Annotated in this window: 25 protein-coding genes and 2 pseudogenes; 9 read left to right on the forward strand and 18 right to left on the reverse strand. The window is 70.9% G+C overall.

The genetic code is table 11. The features are described 5' to 3' along the window. Positions 1–24: 24 nt before the first annotated feature. The 6 genes from F1D61_RS10910 to F1D61_RS10935 all read right to left on the reverse strand — a co-directional run bounded on the left by F1D61_RS10910 (position 25) and on the right by F1D61_RS10935 (position 4,870). Entirely contained in the window at positions 25–882 is an 858-nt protein-coding gene (locus tag F1D61_RS10910) for an ABC transporter permease (RefSeq protein ID WP_203157856.1), read from the reverse strand. Next, positions 879–1,625, reverse strand: a complete 747-nt coding sequence (locus tag F1D61_RS10915) for an ABC transporter ATP-binding protein (RefSeq protein WP_203157857.1) — start codon at positions 1,623–1,625, stop codon at positions 879–881. The genes F1D61_RS10910 and F1D61_RS10915 overlap by 4 nt, the downstream gene beginning before the upstream one ends. Continuing rightward, entirely contained in the window at positions 1,622–1,861 is a 240-nt protein-coding gene (locus F1D61_RS10920) for a hypothetical protein (protein WP_203157858.1), read from the reverse strand. Before F1D61_RS10920 ends, F1D61_RS10915 begins: the two co-directional genes overlap by 4 nt. A 66-nt stretch (positions 1,862–1,927) precedes the next feature. After that, complete coding sequence (locus F1D61_RS10925) at positions 1,928–2,353, reverse strand: hypothetical protein (RefSeq protein WP_048462757.1); 426 nt, start codon at positions 2,351–2,353, stop codon at positions 1,928–1,930. 147 nt (positions 2,354–2,500) lie between these two features. Further along, complete coding sequence (locus tag F1D61_RS10930; RefSeq protein WP_203157859.1) at positions 2,501–3,508, reverse strand: YVTN family beta-propeller repeat protein; 1,008 nt, start codon at positions 3,506–3,508, stop codon at positions 2,501–2,503. Positions 3,509–3,619: 111 nt separating this feature from the next. Continuing rightward, positions 3,620–4,870 (reverse strand): ABC transporter substrate-binding protein, encoded by a 1,251-nt coding sequence (locus tag F1D61_RS10935; RefSeq protein WP_203157860.1) that lies wholly within the window; start codon positions 4,868–4,870, stop codon positions 3,620–3,622. A gap of 175 nt (positions 4,871–5,045) precedes the next feature. On the opposite strand from F1D61_RS10935, the gene F1D61_RS10940 reads away from it, so the two are divergent. From F1D61_RS10940 to fae, 6 genes and pseudogenes are all read left to right on the forward strand, one after another. After that, positions 5,046–5,555: a DUF3280 domain-containing protein gene (locus tag F1D61_RS10940; protein WP_203157861.1), complete on the forward strand. Its 510-nt coding sequence runs from the start codon at positions 5,046–5,048 to the stop codon at positions 5,553–5,555. Continuing rightward, positions 5,555–6,259, forward strand: coding sequence for a (5-formylfuran-3-yl)methyl phosphate synthase (locus F1D61_RS10945; protein ID WP_432443297.1), 705 nt, complete (start codon positions 5,555–5,557; stop codon positions 6,257–6,259). Before F1D61_RS10940 ends, F1D61_RS10945 begins: the two co-directional genes overlap by 1 nt. A 428-nt stretch (positions 6,260–6,687) precedes the next feature. Further along, positions 6,688–7,668 (forward strand): methenyltetrahydromethanopterin cyclohydrolase, encoded by a 981-nt coding sequence (mch, locus tag F1D61_RS10950; RefSeq protein WP_203157863.1) that lies wholly within the window; start codon positions 6,688–6,690, stop codon positions 7,666–7,668. A gap of 12 nt (positions 7,669–7,680) precedes the next feature. Further along, on the forward strand, positions 7,681–8,595 hold the full coding sequence (locus tag F1D61_RS10955) for an ATP-grasp domain-containing protein (protein ID WP_203157864.1): 915 nt from the start codon (positions 7,681–7,683) through the stop codon (positions 8,593–8,595). After that, positions 8,595–9,466 (forward strand): annotated as a pseudogene (locus F1D61_RS10960) (triphosphoribosyl-dephospho-CoA synthase). The gene F1D61_RS10955 and the pseudogene F1D61_RS10960 overlap by 1 nt, the downstream one beginning before the upstream one ends. 219 nt (positions 9,467–9,685) lie before the next feature. Further along, positions 9,686–10,201 carry a formaldehyde-activating enzyme gene (gene fae / locus F1D61_RS10965; RefSeq protein ID WP_203157865.1) on the forward strand — a complete coding sequence of 172 codons (516 nt, stop codon included), beginning with the start codon at positions 9,686–9,688 and terminating at the stop codon, positions 10,199–10,201. 155 nt (positions 10,202–10,356) lie between these two features. Here fae and F1D61_RS10970 read toward each other — a convergent pair whose 3' ends face one another. Further along, on the reverse strand, positions 10,357–11,055 hold the full coding sequence (locus F1D61_RS10970) for a HisA/HisF-related TIM barrel protein (protein WP_203157866.1): 699 nt from the start codon (positions 11,053–11,055) through the stop codon (positions 10,357–10,359). Between the two features lie 23 nt (positions 11,056–11,078). Here F1D61_RS10970 and F1D61_RS10975 point away from each other — a divergent pair, with 23 nt between their 5' ends. Further along, a complete protein-coding gene (locus F1D61_RS10975; RefSeq protein WP_246775826.1) occupies positions 11,079–12,149 on the forward strand; it encodes a hydantoinase/oxoprolinase family protein in 1,071 nt (356 codons plus the stop codon). Positions 12,150–12,157: 8 nt separating this feature from the next. Here the strand turns inward: F1D61_RS10975 and F1D61_RS10980 are convergent, their stop codons facing one another. Continuing rightward, a complete protein-coding gene (locus tag F1D61_RS10980) occupies positions 12,158–12,646 on the reverse strand; it encodes a BLUF domain-containing protein (protein WP_203157867.1) in 489 nt (162 codons plus the stop codon). Positions 12,647–12,773: 127 nt separating this feature from the next. Beyond that, positions 12,774–13,823: an aromatic ring-hydroxylating oxygenase subunit alpha gene (locus tag F1D61_RS10985; RefSeq protein WP_203157868.1), complete on the reverse strand. Its 1,050-nt coding sequence runs from the start codon at positions 13,821–13,823 to the stop codon at positions 12,774–12,776. A 234-nt stretch (positions 13,824–14,057) separates the two neighbouring features. Between F1D61_RS10985 and F1D61_RS10990 the strand changes: the two genes are divergently transcribed. Next, a complete protein-coding gene (locus tag F1D61_RS10990) occupies positions 14,058–14,480 on the forward strand; it encodes a DUF3597 domain-containing protein (RefSeq protein WP_203157869.1) in 423 nt (140 codons plus the stop codon). Here F1D61_RS10990 and F1D61_RS10995 read toward each other — a convergent pair. The 3 genes from F1D61_RS10995 to F1D61_RS11005 form a co-directional block, all read right to left on the reverse strand. Continuing rightward, positions 14,369–15,022 carry a hypothetical protein gene (locus tag F1D61_RS10995; RefSeq protein WP_203157870.1) on the reverse strand — a complete coding sequence of 218 codons (654 nt, stop codon included), beginning with the start codon at positions 15,020–15,022 and terminating at the stop codon, positions 14,369–14,371. The two genes, F1D61_RS10990 and F1D61_RS10995, sit on opposite strands and share 112 nt — an antisense overlap. A gap of 106 nt (positions 15,023–15,128) precedes the next feature. Next, the gene (locus F1D61_RS11000) at positions 15,129–16,247 is read right to left on the reverse strand and encodes a polyamine ABC transporter substrate-binding protein (protein WP_203157871.1); all 1,119 of its coding nucleotides are present in this window, start codon (positions 16,245–16,247) and stop codon (positions 15,129–15,131) included. 3 nt (positions 16,248–16,250) lie between these two features. Next, positions 16,251–16,610 carry a RidA family protein gene (locus F1D61_RS11005; protein WP_203157872.1) on the reverse strand — a complete coding sequence of 120 codons (360 nt, stop codon included), beginning with the start codon at positions 16,608–16,610 and terminating at the stop codon, positions 16,251–16,253. Between the two features lie 173 nt (positions 16,611–16,783). On the opposite strand from F1D61_RS11005, the gene F1D61_RS11010 reads away from it, so the two are divergent. Then, positions 16,784–17,056 (forward strand): GlsB/YeaQ/YmgE family stress response membrane protein, encoded by a 273-nt coding sequence (locus tag F1D61_RS11010; protein WP_203157873.1) that lies wholly within the window; start codon positions 16,784–16,786, stop codon positions 17,054–17,056. 146 nt (positions 17,057–17,202) lie between these two features. On the opposite strand, the gene F1D61_RS11015 is transcribed toward F1D61_RS11010, so the two are convergent. The 6 genes and pseudogenes from F1D61_RS11015 to rpsO all read right to left on the reverse strand — a co-directional run bounded on the left by F1D61_RS11015 (position 17,203) and on the right by rpsO (position 22,759). Then, positions 17,203–17,445 (reverse strand): YgaP-like transmembrane domain, encoded by a 243-nt coding sequence (locus F1D61_RS11015; protein ID WP_203157874.1) that lies wholly within the window; start codon positions 17,443–17,445, stop codon positions 17,203–17,205. Positions 17,446–17,571: 126 nt separating this feature from the next. Then, complete coding sequence (locus tag F1D61_RS11020; protein ID WP_203157875.1) at positions 17,572–18,204, reverse strand: glutathione S-transferase family protein; 633 nt, start codon at positions 18,202–18,204, stop codon at positions 17,572–17,574. A 216-nt stretch (positions 18,205–18,420) separates the two neighbouring features. Next, a complete protein-coding gene (locus tag F1D61_RS11025; protein ID WP_203157876.1) occupies positions 18,421–19,035 on the reverse strand; it encodes a GGDEF domain-containing protein in 615 nt (204 codons plus the stop codon). A gap of 89 nt (positions 19,036–19,124) precedes the next feature. Next, a complete protein-coding gene (locus F1D61_RS11030) occupies positions 19,125–19,805 on the reverse strand; it encodes a hypothetical protein (RefSeq protein ID WP_203157877.1) in 681 nt (226 codons plus the stop codon). 288 nt (positions 19,806–20,093) lie between these two features. Next, positions 20,094–22,261 (reverse strand): annotated as a pseudogene (gene pnp / locus F1D61_RS11035) (polyribonucleotide nucleotidyltransferase). Positions 22,262–22,489: 228 nt separating this feature from the next. Continuing rightward, the gene (rpsO, locus tag F1D61_RS11040; protein WP_203157878.1) at positions 22,490–22,759 is read right to left on the reverse strand and encodes a 30S ribosomal protein S15; all 270 of its coding nucleotides are present in this window, start codon (positions 22,757–22,759) and stop codon (positions 22,490–22,492) included. Positions 22,760–23,055: the final 296 nt, after the last annotated feature.

Consider the following 23,055-nt stretch of genomic DNA (forward strand, 5'->3'; position numbering starts at 1 on the left):
GGACATCTCTCGAGTGAGGGGCGGTCAGCCCGCATCCCCGGCCGGGCCGCCGCGCCGGGCGAGGAGCCCGCGGCCGGGATCGTAGGCGGCGACCGCCATGACGAAGAAGGCGATCCCGGTTCCAACCACGACCGCGCAGGAGACCGGGTTGAAGGCGCCGTAGAGCGCGAAGCGCACCAGCTCGACGGCATGAGTGAACGGATTGATCTGGCAGATCCAGTACAGCGTCGCGCTCGATTCGTTGATCCGCCACAGCGGGTAGAGCGCCGAGGAGGCGAAGAACATCGGGAAGATCACGAAGTTCATCACGCTCGCGAAGTTCTCGAGCTGGCGCACCAGCGACGACAGGAACAGCCCGATGGCGCCGAGCATCAGCCCTGCGGCGAGGAAGGCCGGCAGGGCGCAGAGGTAGCCGATCCACGGGATGTCGGTCTCGAAGAAGCTCGCCACCGCCAGGAACACGTAGGCCTGGATCAGCGAGACGATCACCCCGGCGATGAGCTTGGCCAGGAGAAGGCTCCAGCGCGGATAGGGGCTGGTGAGCAGCACCCGCATCGAGCCGACCTCGCGGTCGTAGACCATCGACAGCGAGGATTGCATGCCGTTGAACAGCTGGATCATCACCGCCAGCCCCGGCACGACGTAGACCTCGTAGAGGACATACGTCTCGTAGGGCGGCGTGATCGACAGGCCCAGCGTGTTGCGGAATCCGGCGGCGAAGATGAACAGCCAGACCAGTGGCCGCACCAGCGCCGAGAAGAACCGCTCCTTCTGGTTGAAGAAGCGCAGCAGCTCCCGGCGGACGATGCCGGCGAGCGCGATGAGATAGCCGCCGGCATCGAGCCGGCCGCGCACGGGGGTGAGGCTCGTCCCGGCGCTCATGCGACCTTCCTGGGATCGTCGCCGCGCTCGGCGGTCATCTGGCGGAAGGCGGTCTCGAGGGAGCCCGAGGGCTCGCTCAAGGCCCCGGCGAGGCCGCGGGCGACGATGCGGCCGCGATGCAGCACCACGACGCGGTCGTCCGCGTCGATCTCGTCGAAGATGTGGGTGGCCCAGAGCACGGAGAGACTCTCCTCCCGCACCAGTGCCCGCACGATGGCGACGATGTCGGCGCGGGATTCGAGATCGAGCCCGACGGTCGGCTCGTCGAGGAGCAGCAGGTCGGGGGCGTGGATCAGCGCCCGGGCGATCTCGATCCGCCGCGACTGGCCGCCCGACAGGGTGCGGATCTTGTCGTCGCGCCGTTCCAGGAGACCGATGCGGGTCAGTAGCGAGTCGATCCGCGCCAGCGCCGCCTTGCGGGGGATGCCGTGGAGGGCGGCGTGGTAGAGCAGGTTCTGGCGCACCGTCAGGTCGGTGTCGAGGGTGCGGGCCTGGAACACCACGCCGAGGCGGGCGAGCGCCTGCGACGGCTCTTGTATAAGATCGTGCCCGAGCAGCGCGACCCGGCCGGCCTGGCTCGCGTAGAGCCGCGTCACCACCGAGAACAGGGTGGTCTTGCCGGCCCCGTTCGGCCCGAGCAACGCCACGAAGGTGCCGTGCGGCACCTCGAACGACACGGCGTCGAGCGCCGTGCGGGCGCCGAAGCGATGGCTCACACCCTCGACCGCGAGGGCCGCGCTCATCGCGCCAGCGCCTTGCGGGCGTCGCGCACCGCGTCCAGGCACTCGTCGTATTCCTTCTCGCCGAGTTCCCGCTCGGCGATGCGCAATTCCTTCCTGAGGGTCTTGGCGACCGGCTCGGGCGGCGACTTCGCGAGTTCCGCCTTGATCGTCGCGATGCCGTCCCGGCACGCGGCCGCGTCGTCGGCGCGGGCGGGCAGCGCCGTCAGCAGGAGCAGGGCGGCGAGGGCGAGACGCATCCGTGGTGTTCCTCCGGTCTTCCTTGCGGTCGATGTAGGCCGGGCCGACCCGCCCGCAAACCCCTGTCACTTCACGATGAAGCGCCCGGTCATGCCCCGGCTCTCCAGTCCCTGGACCGACCACGGGAACTCGCCGGCCCGCACTGTCACGAACTCCACCGCGATCGTGCCCTGGTCGTCGAATTCCAGGTGGTGCGGCGGCCCGGCCATGTGCACCTCGAGATGGTTGATGACGATCTGGTTCATCCACACGCCGCGGAAGAACTCGCTGGCGAAGAACTTGTACTCCTTCTGCCCCTTGGCGGTGATGCGCAGGCGGTAGGACTTGCCGGCCTCCATCTCGATGTCCTTCACCGGCACCGCGTAGTCGTTGTCCTCGGCGCCGAGGAACAATTCGGGCAGGTCGGTGCGGCCCTTGGTGAGGTCGCCGGCGGAGGAGGGGGTGGCGAGAAGGCTGGCCGCGAGGGCGGCGGCGGTGAGCAGGGCGCGCATGGATGATCCGGGTGGGAGGTCGATCGCCTCCCCTCCCCCTTGTGGGGAGGGGTAAGGGGGTGGGGGTGGTGCCGCGTAAAGCTCAGCGGCTTATCCGGCACCACCCCCACCCCTGACCCCTCCCCACAAGGGGGAGGGGAAGGTGCTTTACTGCGGCGAGACCGCGACGCCCCACGGGAGCAGGCCGACCGGGATGCTCTTCGTCACCTTCGACGCCTCGACGTCGATCACCGAGACGTCGTTCGAGGTGCCGTTGGTAGAAAACAACAGCTTCTGGTCCGGCGTGAAGGCGAGCTGCCAGACCCGCTGGCCGACCGGCAGGTATTTCTGCACCTCGTAGGTCTTGGCATCGATCACCGCGACCCGGTTGGCGGGGCCCAAAGCCACGAAGGCCTTGGTCCCGTCCTTGGTCAGGCGGACGCCGACCGGCTGGATCTGCTCGTCGGTGACGCCTGGAATCTTGAAGGTGATCTTCTTGACCACCTTACGGGTCTCGACGTCGATGACGGACACGGTGCCGCCGACCTCGGCCGAGACCCAGAGCCACTTGCCGTCGGGGCTGAACTCGGCGAAGCGCGGGCGGGCATCGACCAGCACGTTGTCGATCACCTGGAAGGTCTTGGTGTCGATGAAGTGGGCCATGTTGGTGGTCTCGGAGGTGTTGACCAGGATCGACCCGTCCGGGCTCAACCCCATCCCCTCCGGCTCGACGCCGACCGGCACCTCGGCCACCACCTTGTTCTTCTCGATGTCGAGCACCGTGACCTGGCTGTCATCCTCGTTGGCGACGTAGAGCGGGTTGCCCGAGGGATGCGCGATGAACTGCTCCGGATCCGGCCCGGAGCGGAGCGAGCGCACGATCTTGCCGGTCTTGGTGTCGAGCACGTCGATGCGGTCGTCGTCGCTGGCGCAGACGTAGAGCAGGCTCCCGTCCTTGCCCACGGTGATCCCCCGGGGACGGCGCCCGACCGGCCAGGTCGCCGTGACCTTCAGCGTCTCGACGTCGATGACGCTGACCGAGTTGCCCTTCTCGTTGCTGACATAGACCGTGGTGGCGTGGGCGTGTGTGGCGGCCGGGAGAGGGGCCAGGAGGGCGGCCAGGAACGCGGCCGCGCTGGGCGCAGCGTGCGCCGGTCTCATCCGATGACGGCTCATTCATCCTCCCTTCCGGCCGCGCTCTTCGTCCGCGGTCCGCCACTGGCCTCGATGCCTTGGCTTCTACCTGGCCCGCCGCCGGCTTGCGGGCGAGACCGACTTATGGCCGGGTCACGACTTCGTCAGCTTGCACTGCGTCTCCGGCAGGTCCACCCCGAGCGTGTCGAGCGGCGTGCGCTGGTGCAAGTAGCCCTGCTCCGGCGCCACCGCCACCAGGGCCTGGGGCTGGACCAGCAGCATCGGCTGGCGCAGCTGGTGGTCCCAGGGGCGGAAGCTGAGCGCCACGCCCTTGTAGCCCGGCAGGGTGAAACCCGGATCGGCGATTGCCGAGGCGAGCGCCGCCGGGTCGGTGGTCTTCTTCTGGAACGCGGCCTCGCCGACCGCCCGCACCGCCGCCCAGACCTGGTAGTCGAGGGGGCGCATCAGCCGGCCGGCGAGGCGGCGGAAGCGGTTCTGGGCCTGGGCGGCACCCCAGACCTCGAGCGTCGGATGCCAGGTGGTGGGAACGAGCCCCTGGGTGCCGACGACGGGGCGCGGATCGACCGTGTGGAACGGGACGTAATCGCCGAAATCCCCGGCCTCGTCCGCCACCACGGCGACGTCGTAATCGAGGCCGCGGGTGAAGACGAGGGCCTCGGCCCGGGTCGGGGTGTCGCCGCGGGCCCGCGCCAGGGGCCCGAAGGTCCAGGGCCGCTCGGCGCTGATCTGCAACCCGAACTTCTTCGCCGAGCGCTTCATCGCCTCGGCCCACAGCTTGTCGCCGTCCTGCGGGCCGGTGATCAGGAAGAGCTTGCGCCAGCGCATGAAGGCGAGGAACTGCGCCAGCGCATCGGTCTGCATCGCCCGGCTCGGGGCGACGTGGAACACATCCGCCCGGCAGTCGGTCCCGCGCAAGCGGTCGTCGGACGCGGCGGCGTTGAACAGGGTGACGCCCGAGCCTTTCAGCGCGTCGGCCACCGCCAGCACCTCGTCGGCGGGGAGCGCCAGCACGATGAAGCGCAGGCCCTTGTCCACGAGCCCGCGGGCGGCGTCGACCGGGCTCTGGGGCGGGGGCTCGCCGGGGGCGGCGGTGCCCAGCGCCACCGCGTCGAGGGCGTAGCTCTGGCGCACGAAGCGGCCGGTCGTGGTGTTGTCCTGGATCGCGAGCTTGGCGCCGGCCAGCCCCTCGTCCTCGGGCGCCGCCTGGGCGTCGTAGGAGGAGGGGGCCGGGACCGGCCGGTAGATCAGGCCGATGCGGATCTCGGATGCCTGCGGGGCGACCGCCTGCGGCGGGCCCGCAGCCTGCGCGAGAGCGGCCGGCGCCGCCGCCAGACCGGCGAGGAGCCCGAGGGAGGCGAGGGTGGCCTTGCGGAACTGTGCCATGCGGAGGGTACGCTACCAGGGTTCCTCCCGCGGCCTCAACGCCTGTTCGATGAGGATTTCGTAAGAGAGCCGTCCCACCCCTGCCGTCCCGCCGGCCGGTCTTGCCCCAAAGTCCGAACACGGCTCGCGGGCGGGCGCGTTGCGCAGCCCCGCGCCGGCATGCGAGGGTTCGGGAATGTTGTCGCTTCGCACCCTTCCCGCCCTCGCGGTCCTGCTCGCCGGCCTGCCGGCCGCCGCCGCGCCGAACGACGTGGCGGTGTTCGGGATCGAGCTGGCGGAGCCCGGTACGATCGGGCCGCGTCCGCTGAAGCCGCAGGATGCGCGGCGGCTGGGCCTGGCGACCGACGCCCTGCGCCGGGAGGTGGCGGGCCGCGGGCTGGACCTCGTGGATCTCGGCCCCCAGGCCGCGGCGATCCGGCGCGACGCACCGTTCTACAAATGCGAAGGCTGCGCGGAAAAGATCGCCCAGGCGGCGGGGGCGGCCCTCGTCGTGTACGGCTACGTCCAGCGCAGCGCGCCGCAGGTGCTCAACCTGACCATCACCGTCACCGAGGCCGGGAGCGGCAAGGTGCTGCGCGGCGGCCAGGTGGTGATCCAGGGCGACACCGACGACACCTGGCTCCACGGCGTGCGCTCGCTGGTGAAGAACCGTCTCTTCGCCGAGCCGCTGCCGAACCGGTCCTGATCCCCGTGCCCGACATCTCTTCTTCCCGCGTCCGCCTCCTCGTCAGCGTGCGCGATGCCGCCGAGGCGGCACTGGCCCGCGATGCCGGCGCCGACCTGATCGACGCCAAGGACCCCGACCGCGGCGCCCTGGGAGACCTTCCGCCCGACACCGTCCGGGCCATCGCGGCGGCCTCCGGCGACCGGCTGACGAGCGCGGTGGCGGGGGAGCCGCAGGACGGCCGCGCGGCCTCCGCCTGCCTGGCGGCCCTGGCCGGCACCGGCGTGCGCTACCTCAAGATCGCCTGGGCGCCGCGACGCGACGCGACGGGGCTGGTCCTGCCCGCCGGTCGTCCGGTGATCGCGGTCCTGTTCGCCGAGGACGGGCCTTCGGGCGCCGACGTGCCGGCGCTCGCCGCCGCCGGCTTCTCCGGCGCGATGATCGACACCAGGGGCAAGGACGGCCGGCGCCTCACCGATCACCTGCCCCTCCCGCGTCTCGCGGGCTTCGCGGGCGCGTGCCAGACGCACGGCCTGCTCTCCGGCCTCGCCGGATCGCTGGCCCTCGACGACATCCCGGCGCTCGCGGCGCTCGGGCCGGGCTATCTCGGATTCCGTGGCGGCCTGTGCGGGCAGGGGGACCGGACAGGCCGCCTCGATCCGGCACGGATCGCGGAGGCGGTGCGGCGCCTCGCGGCGGTCGTGCCGTGTCCCGAGGCGGCGTAGGCGCTCCGGGGCGGGATGGGGGAGTGCCCAGGCAAGAAAAGACGCGGTGTTCTCCTTTCCCTGCAGGCAGCGCGCCTGTTCGGGCAAAGGAATAGCGCGGGTTTCCCCCTCCCCCTCTGCGGGGCAGGGTGGCGAGCGTCAGCGAGCCGGGAGAGGGGACGCCGCTTCCGGAAATGACCGAACCATCGTGAGAGGCGCCGTCTGGACCGGCGTCGCGCCGCCCCTCTCCCGCCCGGCACCCTCCCCCGCAGAGGGGGAGGGGGAAACCAGCGCCGCTGCTTTCCCAAAACAGCTTTTGCACGCGGGGCGTTGGAGCGAGGATAGGACGCCGCGCTTCGTTCGTCACCCGATGGGGCCTGCCAGGACCCCGGCCGATTCGACCGATCATACCGGGGCATCCTCCGACCCCGGACCCGAGGGAGTCATCCATGAGTGCATCCGCCACCCCGTCCCGCCCGAGCGTGAACGCGCTCGCCGCCCCCCTGGTCGAGGCCCTGGCCTCTGATGCCACGAAGCTCCGGCTCGCCGTGACCCAGGCGCCGGACGGCGCGCGGCTGATCGATGCCGGGGCGGGGGTGCGCGGCTCGATCGAGGCCGGGCGGCGCATCGCCGAGATCTGCCTGGGCGGCCTCGGCACCGTGACGGTAAGCCCGGCCGGTCCGCTGGAAGCCTGGCCCTTCACCCTGACGGTGCACAGCGCCGACCCGGTGCTCGCCTGCCTCGGCAGCCAGTATGCCGGCTGGAGCCTCGCCGACGAGGAGGGCGATTCGGGCTTCTTCGCCCTCGGCTCCGGCCCCGGCCGCGCGGCGGCGGCGGTCGAGCACCTGTTCGAGGAGCTGGCCTACCGCGACACGGCCTCGCGCATCGCCCTGGTGCTCGAATCGGGCAGCCCTCCGCCGGCTTCGGTCATCGCCAAGGTGGCGGCGGCGGCCGGGATCCAGCCCGCCGACGTGACCTTCGTCTACGCCCCGACCCAGAGCCTCGCCGGCGCGACCCAGGTGGTCGCCCGGGTGCTGGAGGTCGCCCTGCACAAGGCGCATTCGGTCGGGTTCGACCTGAACGCCATCGTCGACGGGATCGGCGCGGCCCCCTTGAGCCCGCCGCACCCGGACTTCATCCAAGCGATGGGCCGGACCAACGACGCGATCATCTATGGCGGGCGGGTGCAGCTCTTCGTCGAGGCCGACGATGCCGACGCCAAGGCGCTGGCCGAGGCCCTGCCGAGCACCACCTCGCGCGACCACGGCGCGCCCTTCGCGGAGATCTTCGCCCGCTTCAACGGCGATTTCTACGCCATCGACAAGCACCTGTTCAGCCCGGCCGAGGTGGTGGTGACCTCGCTGCGCTCCGGCGCCAGCCACCGCGCCGGCCGGCTGGTGCCGGAGCTGGTCGCGCGCTCCTTCGCCTGAGAGAGCCGGTCGATGCGGATCGGGCTCGCGGCCGATAACGGCGCCTGGCACAAGGCCAGGCTGCTTGCCGCTCTGACGGATCTCGGCGCGGCGCCGGTCCTGTTCTCGCTCGCCGACGTGACGATCGAGACCGGGCACCCGGAACCCCTGCGCGTGCCGGGCTTCGGCGGCGACCTGCCGGATGGGGTCTTGCTGCGCACCATCGCGGGCGGCACCTTCGAGGCGACGACGATGCGCCTCGGCGTCCTGCACGCCCTCGTCGCCGCCGGCACCGCGGTGTGGAACGGGCCTGCCGCGATCGAGCGCTCGGTCGACAAGGCGATGACGAGCCTGCTGCTCGCCCGCCACCACATCCCGACGCCGGAGACCTTCGTGCTCTCGCGCCGCGAGGCCGCCGCCGAGGTGGTGGCGCGGGAGGCCGGCCCCGGAAAACCCCTGGTGCTGAAGCCCCTGTTCGGCTCGCAGGGCGAGGGGCTCCAGCTCATCTCCCGGCCCGACGAGCTGCCGCCCGAGGAACTGGTCGGCCGGGTCTACTACCTGCAACGCTACGTCGCCCGGCAGGACGGGGCCTGGCAGGATTACCGGATCTTCGTCTGCGCCGGCCGGGCCATCGCCGGGATGATCCGCCAGGGCGACGGCTGGATCACCAACGTCCATCGCGGCGGCCGGCCGCTGCCCTGGCGCCCGCCGGCCCGGGCCGTCGACCTGGCCGAAGCGGCCGCCGCGGCAGTGGGCTGCGGCTATACCGGGATCGACCTCGTCGAGGACGGGGAGGGCGGCTTCCAGGTGCTCGAGGTCAACAGCATGCCGGCCTGGTCGGGCCTGCAGCAGGTCACGCCGGTCGACATCGCCCGCGAGGTCGCGGCCGGCTTCCTGGCGGCGGTCCGGGCGGGGCAGGCGCCGCGCCTCGTCGCCGAGGGGGCCTGATGCCGGCGCTGACGCCGACGGCGATCATGGACGCCTATCTCGCGGCTTGCCGGGCGGAACTCGCGGCGATCAAGCCCGGCAACGTCCACGTCCACGCCGCCGGGCACCGGATGAGCGTGGCGGATTTCGAGGCGAGCGCGGTCCTCTCCGCGCCCCACCTCGCCGCAGCCGGCACGCCGGTCGGGGCGCGGATCGAGGCGGCGGTGGCCGCCACCCGCGACGGCGTCGGCCAGAACACCAATCTCGGCATCGTGCTGCTCTGCGCACCGCTCGCCGCCGCGGCCGAGCGGCCGGGCCGCTCCGCGACACCCTCGCCTCCGTGCTGGCCGGGCTCGACGCGGCGGATGCCGCCGGCCTCTACGCGGCAATCCGGCTCGCCAATCCCGGCGGGCTCGGGACGGCCGAGCGCCACGACGTGACGGGGAAAGCCCCGCCGCCGCCCGTCCTCGCCGCCATGGCGGAGGCGCAGGCGCGCGACCGGATCGCGCGCGCCTACGTCACCGGGTTCGAGGACCTGTTCGCGACAGGCCTGCCGGCCCTGGCGGCGGCCCGCGCCCGGGGCTTGCACGAACCCTGGACTACCACGGCGGTCCACCTCGCCTTCCTGACCGGATTTCCCGACAGCCACATCGCCCGCAAGTTCGGCGCGGCGACCGCCGAGCGGGTGCGGGCGGAGGCCGAGGCCGCCCTGCGCGGACTGACCCTGGGGGAGGGCGCGCGGGCGGCCCTGCTCGCCCACGACGCGGTCCTGAAGGACGCCGGCCTCAATCCCGGCACCAGCGCGGATCTCACCGTGGCGACCCTGTTCCTCGACGCGCTGGCGCGCCTGAAGGCGCAGGGTGACGGCCCCGGACGGGCAACCTGCCAATAAGTCTTAACCCCGGCACGGCTTTCCTTCCGTCGCCGGGCCCGAAATGGCCCAATGTACCGGTCGAGCCGGCTTGTTCGGGGTCCGGCGGCGCTGTAGGGTCCGCCCGCCATCCAGACAACCGGTTCGGCTCCCGCTGAACGCCGACAGCAAGGATGGCGGTGCTGCGCCGCACTGTCAGAGCGGCCGGCTAACCTTATCGATATCTGGGAGAACCCCCACATGGCGACGATCAATAAGGTGATGGTGGGCGAGGCCCTCGTCGGTGACGGCAACGAGGTAGCGCATATCGACCTCCTCATCGGCCCGCGCGGCAGCGCCGCCGAGACGGCGTTCTGCAACAGCCTCACCAACAACAAGCACGGCTTCACCAGCCTGCTCGCGGTGGTGGCGCCGAACCTGCCGTGCAAGCCGAACACCCTGCTGTTCAACAAGGTGACCATCAACGACGCCCGTCAGGCCGTCCAGATGTTCGGCCCCGCCCAGCACGCCGTCGCCAAGGCGGTGCAGGATTGCGTGGCCGAGGGCATCATCCCGGCCGACGAGGCCGACGACCTGTACATCCTGGTCGGCGTGTTCATCCACTGGGAAGCCGCGGACGACGCCAAGATCGAGAAGTACAACTACGAGGCCACGAAGCTGTCGATCGAGCGCGCCATCAAGGGCACGCCGACCGCCGCCGAGGTCACGAAGCAGTACAAGAGCGCCCAGCACCCCTTCGCGGCGAACGTCGCCTAGACAGGAAACCGTCCGGAACAGCCAGCGGCACCTCCCCCGCCGCCCCCGCCGCCTCCGCCGCAGGGACTGTTCCAGCGACTGGCCTCCATCTTTCTCGGACGCTGAATGCAAGACCGGGAGGGCCCTCATGGGGCCCTCCCTTTTTCGTCTCGCGGTCAGGCCCGCAGCCGCCCGTCGTGGATCGCGCTCGCAACCAGCACCCCGGCGGCGCCCGCCGCCTCGAGCGCCGGCAGGTCCTCCGGCCCGCGCAGGCCCCCGGCGGCGTAGAACGCCGTGTGCGGCGACCGCGCCTTGAGGGCGCTCAAACCCGCGAGATCCGGCCCCGCGCCGCTGCCGACCCGCGACAGGGTCATCACGATCACCTCCGGCGGCCAGGCCGACGGATCCTCGTGCAGTTCAGCCGCCCCCATCCTCACGCCGTCGCGGCTGTCGAGGGAGAGCACCGCGCGCGCGCCGATCCGGCGCACCAGGGCCGCGTCGGTCTGGCTCTCGCTGCCGAGCACCGGCCGCCCCAGACCCGCCGCCAGGAAGGCCGCCAGGCCATCCTCGGTGGCAAAGCCCGCATCGACCCACAGCTCGACCCCGGGGCAGGCGGCCGTGATCGCCCGCAGGGCGCCGAGATCGGGCGGCGTCCCGTCCATGATCGCGTCGAGATCGGCGACGTAGAGCCGGCGCGCCGGCCAGGCGGAGAGGAGGCCGCGCGCCACCTCGGCCGGGGCGGGGGTGCGCGAGAGCGGCGTGACGATCGGCGCGTAGTGGTCGCGATCGCCGGCACGCGCCCGCACCACCACGCCGCCGCGCAGGTCGAGGACCGGCACCACCTCGGTCCGGCTTGCGGAAGCGGACCCGCTCATGCCACCCCGCCCCGATCGATTTCGTGCGAGACCCGACCGTGACCCATCTGCAATCCTCCGCCTCGCTCCGTCGCGTCATCGGCTGGGACCTCGGCGGGGTCCATGTCAAGGCGGCGCTGGTCGAGGCGGGCCGCGTGCAGGCGGTGGTGCAGGCGGCCTGCCCGCTCTGGAACGGCCTGCCGGCGCTGGACGCCACCTTCGCCGCCTTGCCGGACTGGACCCGGGAACCCGCCCGTCACGCGGTGACGATGACCGGCGAGCTGACCGACTGCTTCGCCGACCGCACCGACGGCGTGGCGCAGCTCGCCGCTTGGGCCGACAAGACCCTGCACGGCGAGGTGGCGATCTATGCCGGGCGGGCGGGCCTCGTCGCGCCCGACGCGGCCTCGGCCCATGCCGCCGACATCGCCAGCGCCAACTGGCACGCCACAGCCGCCCTGATCGGCACCTTGCGGCCCGACGCGCTCCTCGTCGATCTCGGCTCGACCACCGCCGACCTGATCCCGATCCTGGGCGGCCAGCCTCAGGCCCTCGGCTACAGCGATGCCGAGCGGCTGGAGACGGGCGAGCTCGTCTATACCGGGGTGGTCCGCACGCCGGTTCTGGCCCTGTCGCAGACCGCGCCGTTCCGCGGCCGGCGCACCGCCCTGATGGCCGAGTGCTTCGCCACCACGGCCGACGCCTACCGCCTGCTCGGGCTGCTGCCGGAGGCGGAGGACCAGCAGGATACCGCCGACCTCAAGGGCAAATCGATTCCCGAGACCGAGACCCGCCTCGCCCGGATGATCGGCCGCGACCGCCACGAGGGCTCGGGGGACGACTGGGCCCGGCTCGCCGGCTTCTTCGCCGAGGCGCAGCTGCGTCTGCTGCACGATGCCGCCGGGCTGATCCTGTCCCGCGGCGAGTTGCCCGATACGGCGCCGATCGTGGTCTGCGGCGCCGGCCGCTTCGTGGCGACGCGGCTCGCCGCGCGCCTCGGGCGCCCGGCCGAGGACCTGGCCGACCTGATCGCCCCGCGCCTCGCCCCCGCGGCCACGGCCTTCGCATCGACCTGCGGGCCGGCGGTGGCGGTGGCGGTGCTGGCGGCGGGGTGATCGCTCGATCAGACGCGCCGCGCGAGGGCGGGTCCGAGCCCATCCTCGCGCCCGCCGAGCCACGGCATGCTGATCGGGCTGTCGACGAGGACGAGGAGGGTCCGGCGCAGGAGCTGGTCCAGGCTCTCGGGCCCCCCGACCGGGCCGAGCCCGACGCCGTTGAGCCGGTCGTCGAGGTCCCGGGTGGTGCCGAGGAAGCCCATGGACCAACCGGCGAAGCGGCGCTCGGCCGCGAAATCCATCTCGATCACCGCCAGGGTGTGATGGCGCCGGTCGGCCAGGATCGATTCGAAGACGGACTGGACGCCGGGTCGCGGACCCTCCAGTACCTGGAAGAAGCCGAGGCCGGTATAGACCAGCACGCCCGAGATGTCGGCGGCCTGGTTGCGCTGCCGGGCCGTGGCGAGCAAGTTCGCGATGTGGCCGTGACCCAGCATCACCTCCGCCGCGTGCGCGGCCTTGCTCTTGTAGATGATGCGGAAGATGTCCTCGGACATCCGAATCTCCGGGGCAGCCATCCGGCCTGAACAATCGAATCGGCGCGGGTGGCGCTGGCGCGGCGACGCGCAACTCTAGGCACGTTGCGCCGAAACCGCTACCCGGGATCGAATTCCTAAGCCCGGGTCAACTGCGCCAGCGCAGCTCCCGCGGCTCGAGCGGATTGACGAAGGCGGCACCGGTCTCGCGGGAGCGCAGGAACTCGCGCTTGAGACTGAAATACCATTGCGACTGCACGTCGCTCTCGCCCATCAGGACCATGGCGGGCTTCCGGTCGAGGCCGCGCTGGGCGATCTGGAGCACGTCCCGGTCCTGGCCGAGGAACTGGCGCATCAGCGGCCGGGCCACGGGCTTCAGCAGGTTGAGGCCCGGGATGTTCCAGTACATCGCGTTGATGAGCGCGGTGCGCCCGTTCGCCAGCGGCGAGGCGAAGGTGTAGTTGGCCAGGCGCTTCTCGCCGGCGGTGATCCGCTCCAGGCGCACCCCCGGCAGCCGGAACTCGATCTCGACCTCCGGGATCGAGCCGAGCAGGCGGTAGGCGAGGGAGGCGGTCTTCGCGGTGTGGCTCGTCATGGTGAAGCCGAAGGGCGAGGGCGCGAAGTGCTTCACCTTCTCCTTCATGGTCTTCGAGGGGCGCCACCACCAGGAATCGTGCACGTAGGCGACGTGGGCCGGATCGACGAAGCTCAGGGCCACGAGGTCGAACGAGGCCTCGACCTCCAGGATCTCGACCAGCTGGCCGCAATACGCGAAATCGACCTCGGGGATCGGCGGTGCCGCATCCGGGTTCGCGCCCGCGGGATTCGCGCTGGCATGGACCCAGATCAGTCCGGATTTCTCGGCCACCGCGAAGCGGGCGAGGCGGACCGAGGCGAAGTTGGCGTCGTCCCGGCGGGCGAGCGCCGGAATCGCCGCGCAGGCGCCGTCGGGCCGGAACTGCCAGCCATGGAACGGGCAGACGAGGTTGCCGTCGACGATGCGGCCGGCCGAGAGCGCCATGCCGCGATGGGGGCAGCGGTCGCGCAAGGCGAACAGCGCCCCCGATTCCTCGCGCCCGACCACCACGGCCTCCTCGCCGAGGCTGACCGACCGCATTCCCCCGGGCCGCAGGCTGCGGCTCTCGCCGACGCAGTACCAGACGTCGTCGAGCGCCCGGCGGATCGGATCCCCTGTCATGCCTCGTCCACGGTTCCCAGGTCCATCGGCCCCGTGCGGGGCCGGCGCCACGTCCTTACCCCATCCGGCACGCCCGTGAAGCGGCCGGATGCGCGCATCTCCCCTGCGGCGAGGAACGGGAAGCGGGGCGGTTCGTTACCGTGACGACGGTGCCGCAGGGCGAGCGCACCCACCATTCGCCCACGGCCGCATGGTCGCGGGCGGCACCATGAGCCCTTGACGGAGGATGACACGATGAGCCTGCTCGGGACGATCGTCAGCAAGATCCTGCACCCCTTCGGCGGCGGCGACGCCCAGGCCCAGACCTCGGACGCGCCGAAGACCGATACCACCACCGGCGGCGCCCTGGGCGGCGGCTCGGACGCCACTTCGGGCGGCAGCGTGCCGAAGGTCGACGGCAAGGTCGATGTCGAGGCGGTGCTCAACGACCTCGCCGCGAAGGCCGGCCAGCCCCTCAACTGGCGCACCTCGATCGTCGACCTGATGAAGCTGCTCCACCTCGACAGCAGCCTGTCGGCCCGCAAGGAGCTCGCCAAGGAGCTGAACTACACCGGCGACACCGACGATTCGGCGACGATGAACGTGTGGCTGCACAAGCAGGTGATCAAGAAACTCGAGGAGAACGGCGGCAAGGTGCCGGACGACCTGAAGGATTGATGCTCCCCGGCCCGCCCTGCGACGGAGGGCGGGCCGTCCTCACGATCGACCGCCGTCCGGGCCGCGCCTTCCGGAGAGGCGCCCCGCCTCGGCGAGGAGGCGGCGCGCCTCGGCGACGGCATCCCGAGGCCGATGCGTGCCTGCCGCACCTGGGCAGTAAGACCGGTAGCCCTCCAGCGCAGCCGCCTGGCGTCTTCCCGCATCTCGACCGTGGCCAGTACGAGTTCGTCCAGGCGCTCGCAGATCTCCGACAGGCTCATGTCCCCGGACAGGGCGGGCAGGCCGGGAACGGAGACGGCCTCCGGCACGCAGACCAGGGGCAGGCGAGGCCAGGCCACCCGCAGCCGCGCGGCGATGTCCGGCAGGTCCCGCGAGACCGACAGGCCCGCGCTCACCAGCGCCAGGTCGACCACCCAGCCTCCGTCGATGGCGGCCGGCACCGGATCCAGTTCCGTGACCACGGCATCGACGATGCCGTAGCCCTTGGCGGCGAGCTGCCCGGCGAGGGGCGGCACCGCCTCGCCGGCCTCCCGGAGCATCATCAGGACGGGTTCGCACGGATCACCCATTCCGTAAGGTTAGCATGCGAACCGCCTCGGCCGTACCGGTCGTTTGGCCTAGACTCGACCTTGGTACCGGAGCCCGGCCTCAGCGCCCGGTGCGGATGCGGGTCCAGAGGCGGGTCACCACCCGCTGGGTGCGGTCGTCGTAGGCGGTGTTGGTGAACAGCCGGCGGAAGGTGGCCTCGTCCGGGTAGATGCCGGGATCGGACAGGATCTCGGGACGGACCAGGGCCTTCGCCGCCAGGTTGCCGCTGGCATAGGAGACGAAGTTGGTGTTGGCCGCCGCTACCTCGGGCCGCATCATGAAGTCGATGAAGGCGTGGGCCTCCGCCGCATGCGGCGCATCCTTGGGGATCGCGAAGGCGTCGAGCCACATCAGGGCGCCCTGCTGCGGAATGAAATAGGCGATGTCGACGTCGTTCTTGGCCTCGCGGGCGCGCTTGCGCGCCTGGAGGATGTCGCCGGAATAGCCGACCGAGAGGCAGACGTCGCCGTTGGCGAGCTGGTTGATGTACTCGGAGGAATGGAACTTCTGCACCGCGCCGCGGATGCGGAACAGGGCGTCGCCCGCCTTGTCGAGATCGTCGGTCCGGCGCGAATCGGGCTTCAGGCCGAGGGCCTGGAGCGTGCTCGGGATGAGGTCGTCGGGCGAGTCCAGCATCGTGACGCCGCAATCCTTGAGCTTGCCGATCAGCTCCGGTCGCAGGACGATGTCCCAGGTGTTGAGCGGCTGGCCGGGGCCGAGGCGCTCGCGCACGAGCGCGGTGTTCACCCCGATGCCGGTAGTGCCCCACATGTAGTCGACGGCGTAGGCGTTGCCCGGATCGTAGGCGGCGAGCCGCGCCGTCACCTCGGGCCAGGCATGGGTGAGGTTCGGCAGCTTGGCCTTGTCGAGGGGCTGGAAGGCGCCGGCCTTGATCAGGCGCTGCAGGAACGGTCCCGTCGGCACCACGATGTCGTAGCCCGAGCGCCCGGCGAGCAGCTTGGTCTCGAGGATCTCGTTGGTGTCGTAGGTGTCGTAGACGACCTTGATGCCGGTCTCGCGCGTGAAGGCGTCGAGCATCTTGGGGTCGATGTAATCCGACCAGTTGTAGATGTTGACCACCCGCTCCGGCGCGGCCGCCGCGGGCCCCGCCGCGAGGGCGAGGAGGCAGGACGCTGCCCACAAGGAGCCGCGCAGGAGGCTGCGCCGGAGCAGGTTCATCGATCAGGCTCCGATCGCGGCGATGATCGAGATCTCGACCTTGTATTGCGGGCCGGCGAGCTTCGCCTCGACGGTGGCGCGGGCCGGGGTGTGGCCTTGCGCGACCCAGCCGTCCCAGGCCCGGTTCATCTCGGCGAAGGTCGACATGTCGGCGAGGTAGATCGTGGCCGACAGGAGCCGGGTCTTGTCGCTGCCGACGGTCGCCAGCAACTCGTCGATCTGGGCCAGGATGTCCTTGGTCTGCGCCTCGACGCCCTCATCGTTCGCGACGTTGTCCGCGACCTGGCCGGCGAGGTAGGCGGTGCCGTTATGGACCACCGCCTGGCTCATCCGGGGGCCGGTGTCGAAACGGGTGATGGTCATCGAAAAACTCCTCGAGGCGCTGGAATGGCGCTCGGGCGCCTTGTGCCGCCGAACCCGGGGCGCGTAAAGGCCTCCCGCCGTCCACAGGGCTGGGAAGCGCGAAGTTCGGCGCAACCATGGCCGGACCTCGTGCGTTTGCCCTGCATAGAAGCGGAGCCGAAGGGCAGACCTCCATGCTTGCGATCCTGTGGACCATCATCATCGGCTTCGTCGCCGGTGTCATCGCCAAGTTCATCATGCCCGGTTCGGCCAACGAGCCGAGCGGCTTCATCATGACCACCCTGCTCGGCATCGTCGGCGCCTTCGTGGCGACGTTCCTGGGCCAGGTCACCGGATGGTACCCGCCGAACGAGGGCGCGGGCCTGATCGCCTCGGTCGTCGGCGCCGTGGTCGTGCTGGCGATCTTCGGCTTCATCCAGGGCCGCCGCCGCAGCACCGTCCTCTGAGTCACGCGAGCCGGCGGGACGCCGCCGGCTCTTTCCGATCGTGAAAAGGCCCGCGCCGGTATCCCGGCGCGGGCCTTTTCACGTGTCCGTATCGTTCGGTCACCGCGTCAGGAAACGGGGCGCCGTCCGGGCGCCCCGCCGCTTCGTCAGATTCGCGCCGGCGCGTGGGAGTCGCCGTTCATCAGCGACTTGGCGGCGCAATGGCCGGTGGCGCCGCGGATCGCCAGGAGCGAGCCGGCGACCAGGGCCGCGAGGCTCAGGAACTTGTTCGGCCGGGGCTGCGCCGCCGCCGCCGCGAGTCCGAGGCCGAGCGCGACCGAGATGGCGCGCTCCTTGGTGGTCAGGTTGCGCTCGCCGCCGAACACGTCGTGCATCAGGTCGTTGGCCATGGGGTTCTCCGTCATGCTCCGGGTGCGGACGGGTATCCGCTCGTGTCGCGGTGCGAACGCGGACGGAGCACGGACGTTCCCTCCGGGCAGGCTCTCCGCCCGACTTCCTGCCGCCGGCGGGCCCGCTCACCCCTGCGGAGCCTCGGCGATGAGCCGGTCGTCGATCTCCCGCGCCCGGATCGCCGCCGGGCGGTCGGCGAGGCGGGCGACGTAGGTCTCGTAAGCCGGGCGCCGCTCGATGCCGCCGAACTGCATGCCCCACATCAGGTGCGAGCCGACATAGAGGTCGGCGGCCGAGAACCGCCCGCCGGCGAGGTAGTCCCGGCCCGAGACCGCGCCTTCGAGGGCATCGAGCACCTCCGCCATGCTGCCGTACCCGACCATCCGGCGCTTCTCCTCCGGCACCTCGATGCCGAGCGCCTTGTCGGTCACCGCCGCCTCGACGGGCCCGGCGGCGAAGAACAGCCAGCGGTAATAGGCGCCGCGCTCGGGGTCATCGAGGGCCGGGGCGAGGCCGGCCTGCGGAAAGGCATCGGCCAGGTAGGCGCAGATCGCCGCCGTCTCGGTCACGGTGACGCCGCGATGCACCAGGGCCGGCACCTTGGCCAGCGGGTTGATCGCCCGGTAGGCCGGGTCCTTCATTCCCGAACCGTAGCCCATGATCTCGGTGCGGTAGGGCGCCCCGACCTCCTCCAGCATCCAGCGGACGATGCGGCCGCGGGACATCGGGTGGGTGTAGAAGACGAGATCGTCGCTCATGCGCTGCCTCCCCGGCGGGCGAATCAGCGGCGCCCGCGAGTGACCTTGAAGCAGAGGTGGGAGCGGGCGGGAAGACGGCGATGCCGGACCGCGGGCGATGGCAGCCCTGACGACGAATCGGAGCGTCCCGACGCCCTTCACCCCCGACCGTTCAGGGCGCGGTCGTTCGCGAGCCGGTGGCATCGAGGAGGGCGCGTGTCGCCGGATGGTAGCTCCTCACGCCCGCCGGCCCGCGCTCCGCTCCGGTACCGGGCGATAACGTGCGTGCTCGACGAGCGTGGTCAGTTCCCTGAGGCCCGGCGCGGCGGTCGGCTCGGACGAGGCCGTCGCCGTGACGATGCGGTTGCGGCCGCGTTTCTTGGCGTCGTACAGGGCGATGTCGGCGCGGCGCATCAGGAGTTCCGGCTGGCCGCCTTCGGCCGTGCCCGTGGCCGCCGTCACGAGGCCGGCGCTCAGGGTGACACGGTCGGCCACCCGGGATCCCGGATTCGGAATGTCCATCCGGTCCAGGTCCTGCACAATGACCTCGATCCGGCTTCGGGCATCGTCGGCCGTCGTGCGGGGCATGAGGACCAGGAACTCCTCGCCGCCGATTCGGCCGCAGGCGGCCCCGTGAGCCCGCGAGAAGTCCAGGAGCAGAGAGCCGACCGCGCGCAAGGCCCGATCGCCCGCTTGGTGGCCCTGGCTGTCGTTCAGGTGCTTGAAGTCGTCGATGTCGATCATGGCAACGGACAGGGCCTCGCCGACCGGCGAGTCCCGGAGCAGCCCGGCCAGATCCTCGCCGATCGCCTTCCGGTTGCGCAGGCCCGTCAGGGCGTCCGTGAAGGCCATGACGTGCAGGCGGTCGTGGCTCTCCTTCAGCAGGTGGCGGCTGCGTGCCTCGGTCACCCGGAACAGAGCGGCGCGCATCTGCCGGCCGTTCAGCTGCGCCCGCATCCAGACCAGGGCACCCCGATGCTGCTGCAATAGAAGGTGAATAGCGCCCCCGATGCGTCGCCGACGGCCGGGTTGGCGTATTGGCAGGCCACGAAGGTTGCAATGAGGGCGAGCGCGGCCACGACGGTCCAGCGCATGCTCAGCGGCAGCAGGACGATGCCGGTCGCCATGCCGAAATAGCCGACCACGACGAAGCGCTCGAAGTTGACGCCGCCGACCTGCCGGCCGGTCAGGAAGGCCGCGAGCATGACGGCGGACATGAACAGGCAGGCGGCCATGCCCTGCCAGGTGTCTGAGCCGAGATGCCTCCAGGCCTGCAAGGCGAGGACGAGGGCGATGGTCGTCACGCCGACATGGCCCGTGACGATGGCCGCGAGCGCGTCCGGGGCGACGCTGTGATCGAACGGGACCGCCAGCCACATGATGGCCGCGACGGCCCAGAACCAGTCGGTCGCGGTGCGCCTGTTCTCGTCCCACATGACCGCTCGCAGGACGAGGGCCAGCGCCGGCGACAGCATCAGGAGACGACCGGTCGTGCGGCTCGCCGCCTCGACCTCTCCCCAGAGCGCCTTCGCCTCGATCGTCCGAAGCGCGTCGTCGACCGCCAGGGACACGTCGGAGCTCTTCGATGCGGGACCGCCATCCGCCGGGCGCTTCCGGACCATCGATCGATCGTCGGTGTCTGGAAGCATCGGTGAGACGGTCCTGCGCGGGTCACCCTTGGTAAGGAGCATTCGTGAAGAATGTCTCTTACCTTACGTCAAAATCCGCGGTGTGCGTCGAGGGGGCCTCGCGAAGACCTGCCGCAGGGCAGCCTTGCCGGATCCTGTCCTCCGCACCCGGATCGTCAGGACATCCTGCGGAGCGCACGAAAAAAGCGCGGCCCCGGGGGGACCGCGCTTTCGGACCGTGATGGCGGAGACCGTCCGATCTCCGCCGATCGCCTCAGACGATCACTCGCCGCGGGGCTGGCGCTCGCGCGAGCGGTCGGCGTCGCGCTGGGCCTTCAGCTTCTCGGTCAGGTCCTCGCCGGTCTCCTGGTCGACGACCTTCATCGACAGGCGGATCTTGCCGCGATCGTCTTGCCCCAAGAACTTCACCTTCACCTTGTCGCCTTCCTTCACCACGTCGGTGACCTTGGCGACGCGCTGGGCGGCGAGCTCGGAGATGTGGACGAGGCCGTCCTTGGCGCCGAAGAAGTTGACGAAGGCGCCGAACTCCATCGTCTTCACGACGGTGCCCTCGTAGATCATGCCGACCTCGGCCTCGGCCACGATCGAGCGGATCCAGTTATAGGCCGCCTTGATCGCCTTGCCGTCGGCCGAGGCGATCTTGATGATGCCGGTATCCTGGATGTCGATCTTGGCGCCGGTCTTCTCGACGATCTCGCGGATCACCTTGCCGCCGGTGCCGATCACTTCGCGGATCTTGTCGGTCGGGATCTGCATCGTCTCGATGCGCGGCGCATGCTCGCCGAGCTCGGGACGGGCGGCGGTGAGCGCCTTCGCCATCTCGGCGAGGATGGTCGCGCGGCCGTCCTTCGCCTGGTCGAGGGCGACCCGCATGATCTCCTCGGTGATGCCGGCGATCTTGATGTCCATCTGGAGCGAGGTGATGCCCTCCTCCGTGCCGGCCACCTTGAAGTCCATGTCGCCGAGGTGATCCTCGTCGCCGAGGATGTCGGACAGGACCGCGTAGCGCTCACCCTCGAGGATGAGGCCCATGGCGATGCCGGCCACCGGACGGCGCAGGGGCACGCCCGCATCCATCAGCGACAGCGAGGCGCCGCAGACCGAGGCCATCGAGGACGAGCCGTTCGACTCGGTGATCTCCGACACGACGCGGATCGTGTAGGGGAACTCGTGGGCGGCCGGCAGGACCGGGTGCACGGCGCGCCAGGCGAGCTTGCCGTGGCCGATCTCGCGGCGGCCGGGCGAGCCCATGCGGCCGGTCTCGCCCACCGAATAGGGCGGGAAGTTGTAGTGAAGGAGGAACGTCTCCTTGTAGGTGCCCGAGAGCGCGTCGATGAACTGCTCGTCGTCGCCGGTGCCGAGCGTCGCCACCACCAGCGCCTGGGTCTCGCCGCGGGTGAACAGCGCCGAGCCGTGGGTGCGGGGCAGCACGCCGACCTCGGAGACGATCGGACGCACGGTCCTCACGTCGCGGCCGTCGATGCGGGAGCCGGTGTCGAGGATGTTCCAGCGGACCACCTTCGACTGGGCCTCCTTGAAGGCCGCCTTGATCTTCTCGGCCTCGAAGCGGGCCTCGCCCTCGGCGGGAGCCAGGGCAGCCATCACCTTCGCCTTCACGGCGTCGACGGCGGCGTAGCGCTCCTGCTTGACGGTGTTCTTGTAGGCCTCGCGCAGGTCGGCCTCGCCGACCTCGAGCACGGCCTTCTCGACCTCGGAATTATCCGCGGGCTGGAAGTTGCGCGGCTCCTTGGCGGCCTTCTCGGCGAGCCGGATGATCGCCTCGATGACCGGCTGGAAGTGCTTGTGGCCGAACATCACGGCCCGAGCATCACGTCCTCGGGCAGTTCCTTCGCCTCGGACTCGACCATCAGCACGGCGTCCTGGGTGCCGGCGACGACGAGGTCGAGGGTCGAGCCCTCCATCTCCTGGATGGGCGGGTTGAGCTTGTACTGGCCGCCGACATAGCCGACGCGGGCGGCGGCGATCGGGCCCATGAACGGCACGCCCGAGAGGGTCAGCGCCGCGGAGGCCGCCACCATGGCGAGGATGTCGGGATCGGTCTCGAGGTCATGCGAGAGCACCGTGACCACGACCTGGGTGTCGTTGCGCCAGCCCTCGACGAAGAGGGGGCGGATCGGCCGGTCGATCAGGCGGGAGACCAGGGTCTCCTTCTCGGAGGGACGGCCCTCGCGCTTGAAGTAGCCGCCCGGGATGCGGCCGGCGGCGTAGGTGCGCTCCTGGTAGTTCACCGTGAGCGGGAGGAAGTCGATGCCGGGCTTCGGCTCCTTCATCGACACCACGGTGGCGAGCACCGAGGTCTCGCCGTAGGTGGCGACCACGGCGCCGTCGGCCTGGCGGGCGACCTTGCCGGTCTCGAGCACGAGCTTGCGCCCGCCCCACAGCAGCTCTTCGCGTTGAACGTCGAACATCTTGTCATGCCTTCCTGCGGTCCGGGAGGGCGGCGCCAGCGCAAGACGGCGAGGGGCTCATGAGAGCCACCGGCGATCCTGCCCTGGCGGTCGCGGCCCGCCTTCTTCAGTGCGGGTCCCGGAAGAGGGGCGGCCGGACCCATTCCAGCCCACCCGGGACGGGTGAGCCTCGAGGCTCACCCGCGAAAACGCGGCCCGGACCGGTGCCCGAACCGCGTGAGGTCCACCTTAGCGGCGGATGCCGAGGCGCTCGATGAGGGCGCGGTAGCGGGCCTCGTCCTTGCGCTTCAGGTAGTCGAGGAGCGACCGGCGCTGCGAGACCAGCTTGAGCAGGCCGCGGCGCGAGTGGTTGTCCTTGGAGTGGGTCTTGAAGTGCCCGGTGAGGTTCTGGATCCGCTCGGTGAGGATCGCGACCTGCACTTCCGGCGAGCCGGTGTCGGTTCCGCCGCGGGCATGTTCCTTGATGAGCGCGGTCTTGCGCTCCGCCGTGATCGACATCGCGTGTCCTTTCGGTGTTACGGGTTCACGAGGTGCGCGGCTTCCGAGGGGAGGCCGCCGTTTCGCACGGGGCTCGGCCGGGCCGGGATGTCGTCCAGCGCGGTCTGCCAAGGCGAAAAACCTCGCCGTGTGCGGGCGAGGGTGGCGCAGCCTATACACGATCCGTCGCCCCTTGCCACTCCCCCGTGGCCTGCGTGCTACTTTGGCCGCGCGCGGTTTCGTCACGCCCACGCCGGTCGCGTCCGGGACGGCCGAGGTCGAACCCGGAATACCCCCAAGCAGTTTGCCCGCCATTC

The sequence above is a fragment of the Methylobacterium aquaticum genome, assembly GCF_016804325.1.
Classification (GTDB): domain Bacteria; phylum Pseudomonadota; class Alphaproteobacteria; order Rhizobiales; family Beijerinckiaceae; genus Methylobacterium; species Methylobacterium aquaticum_C.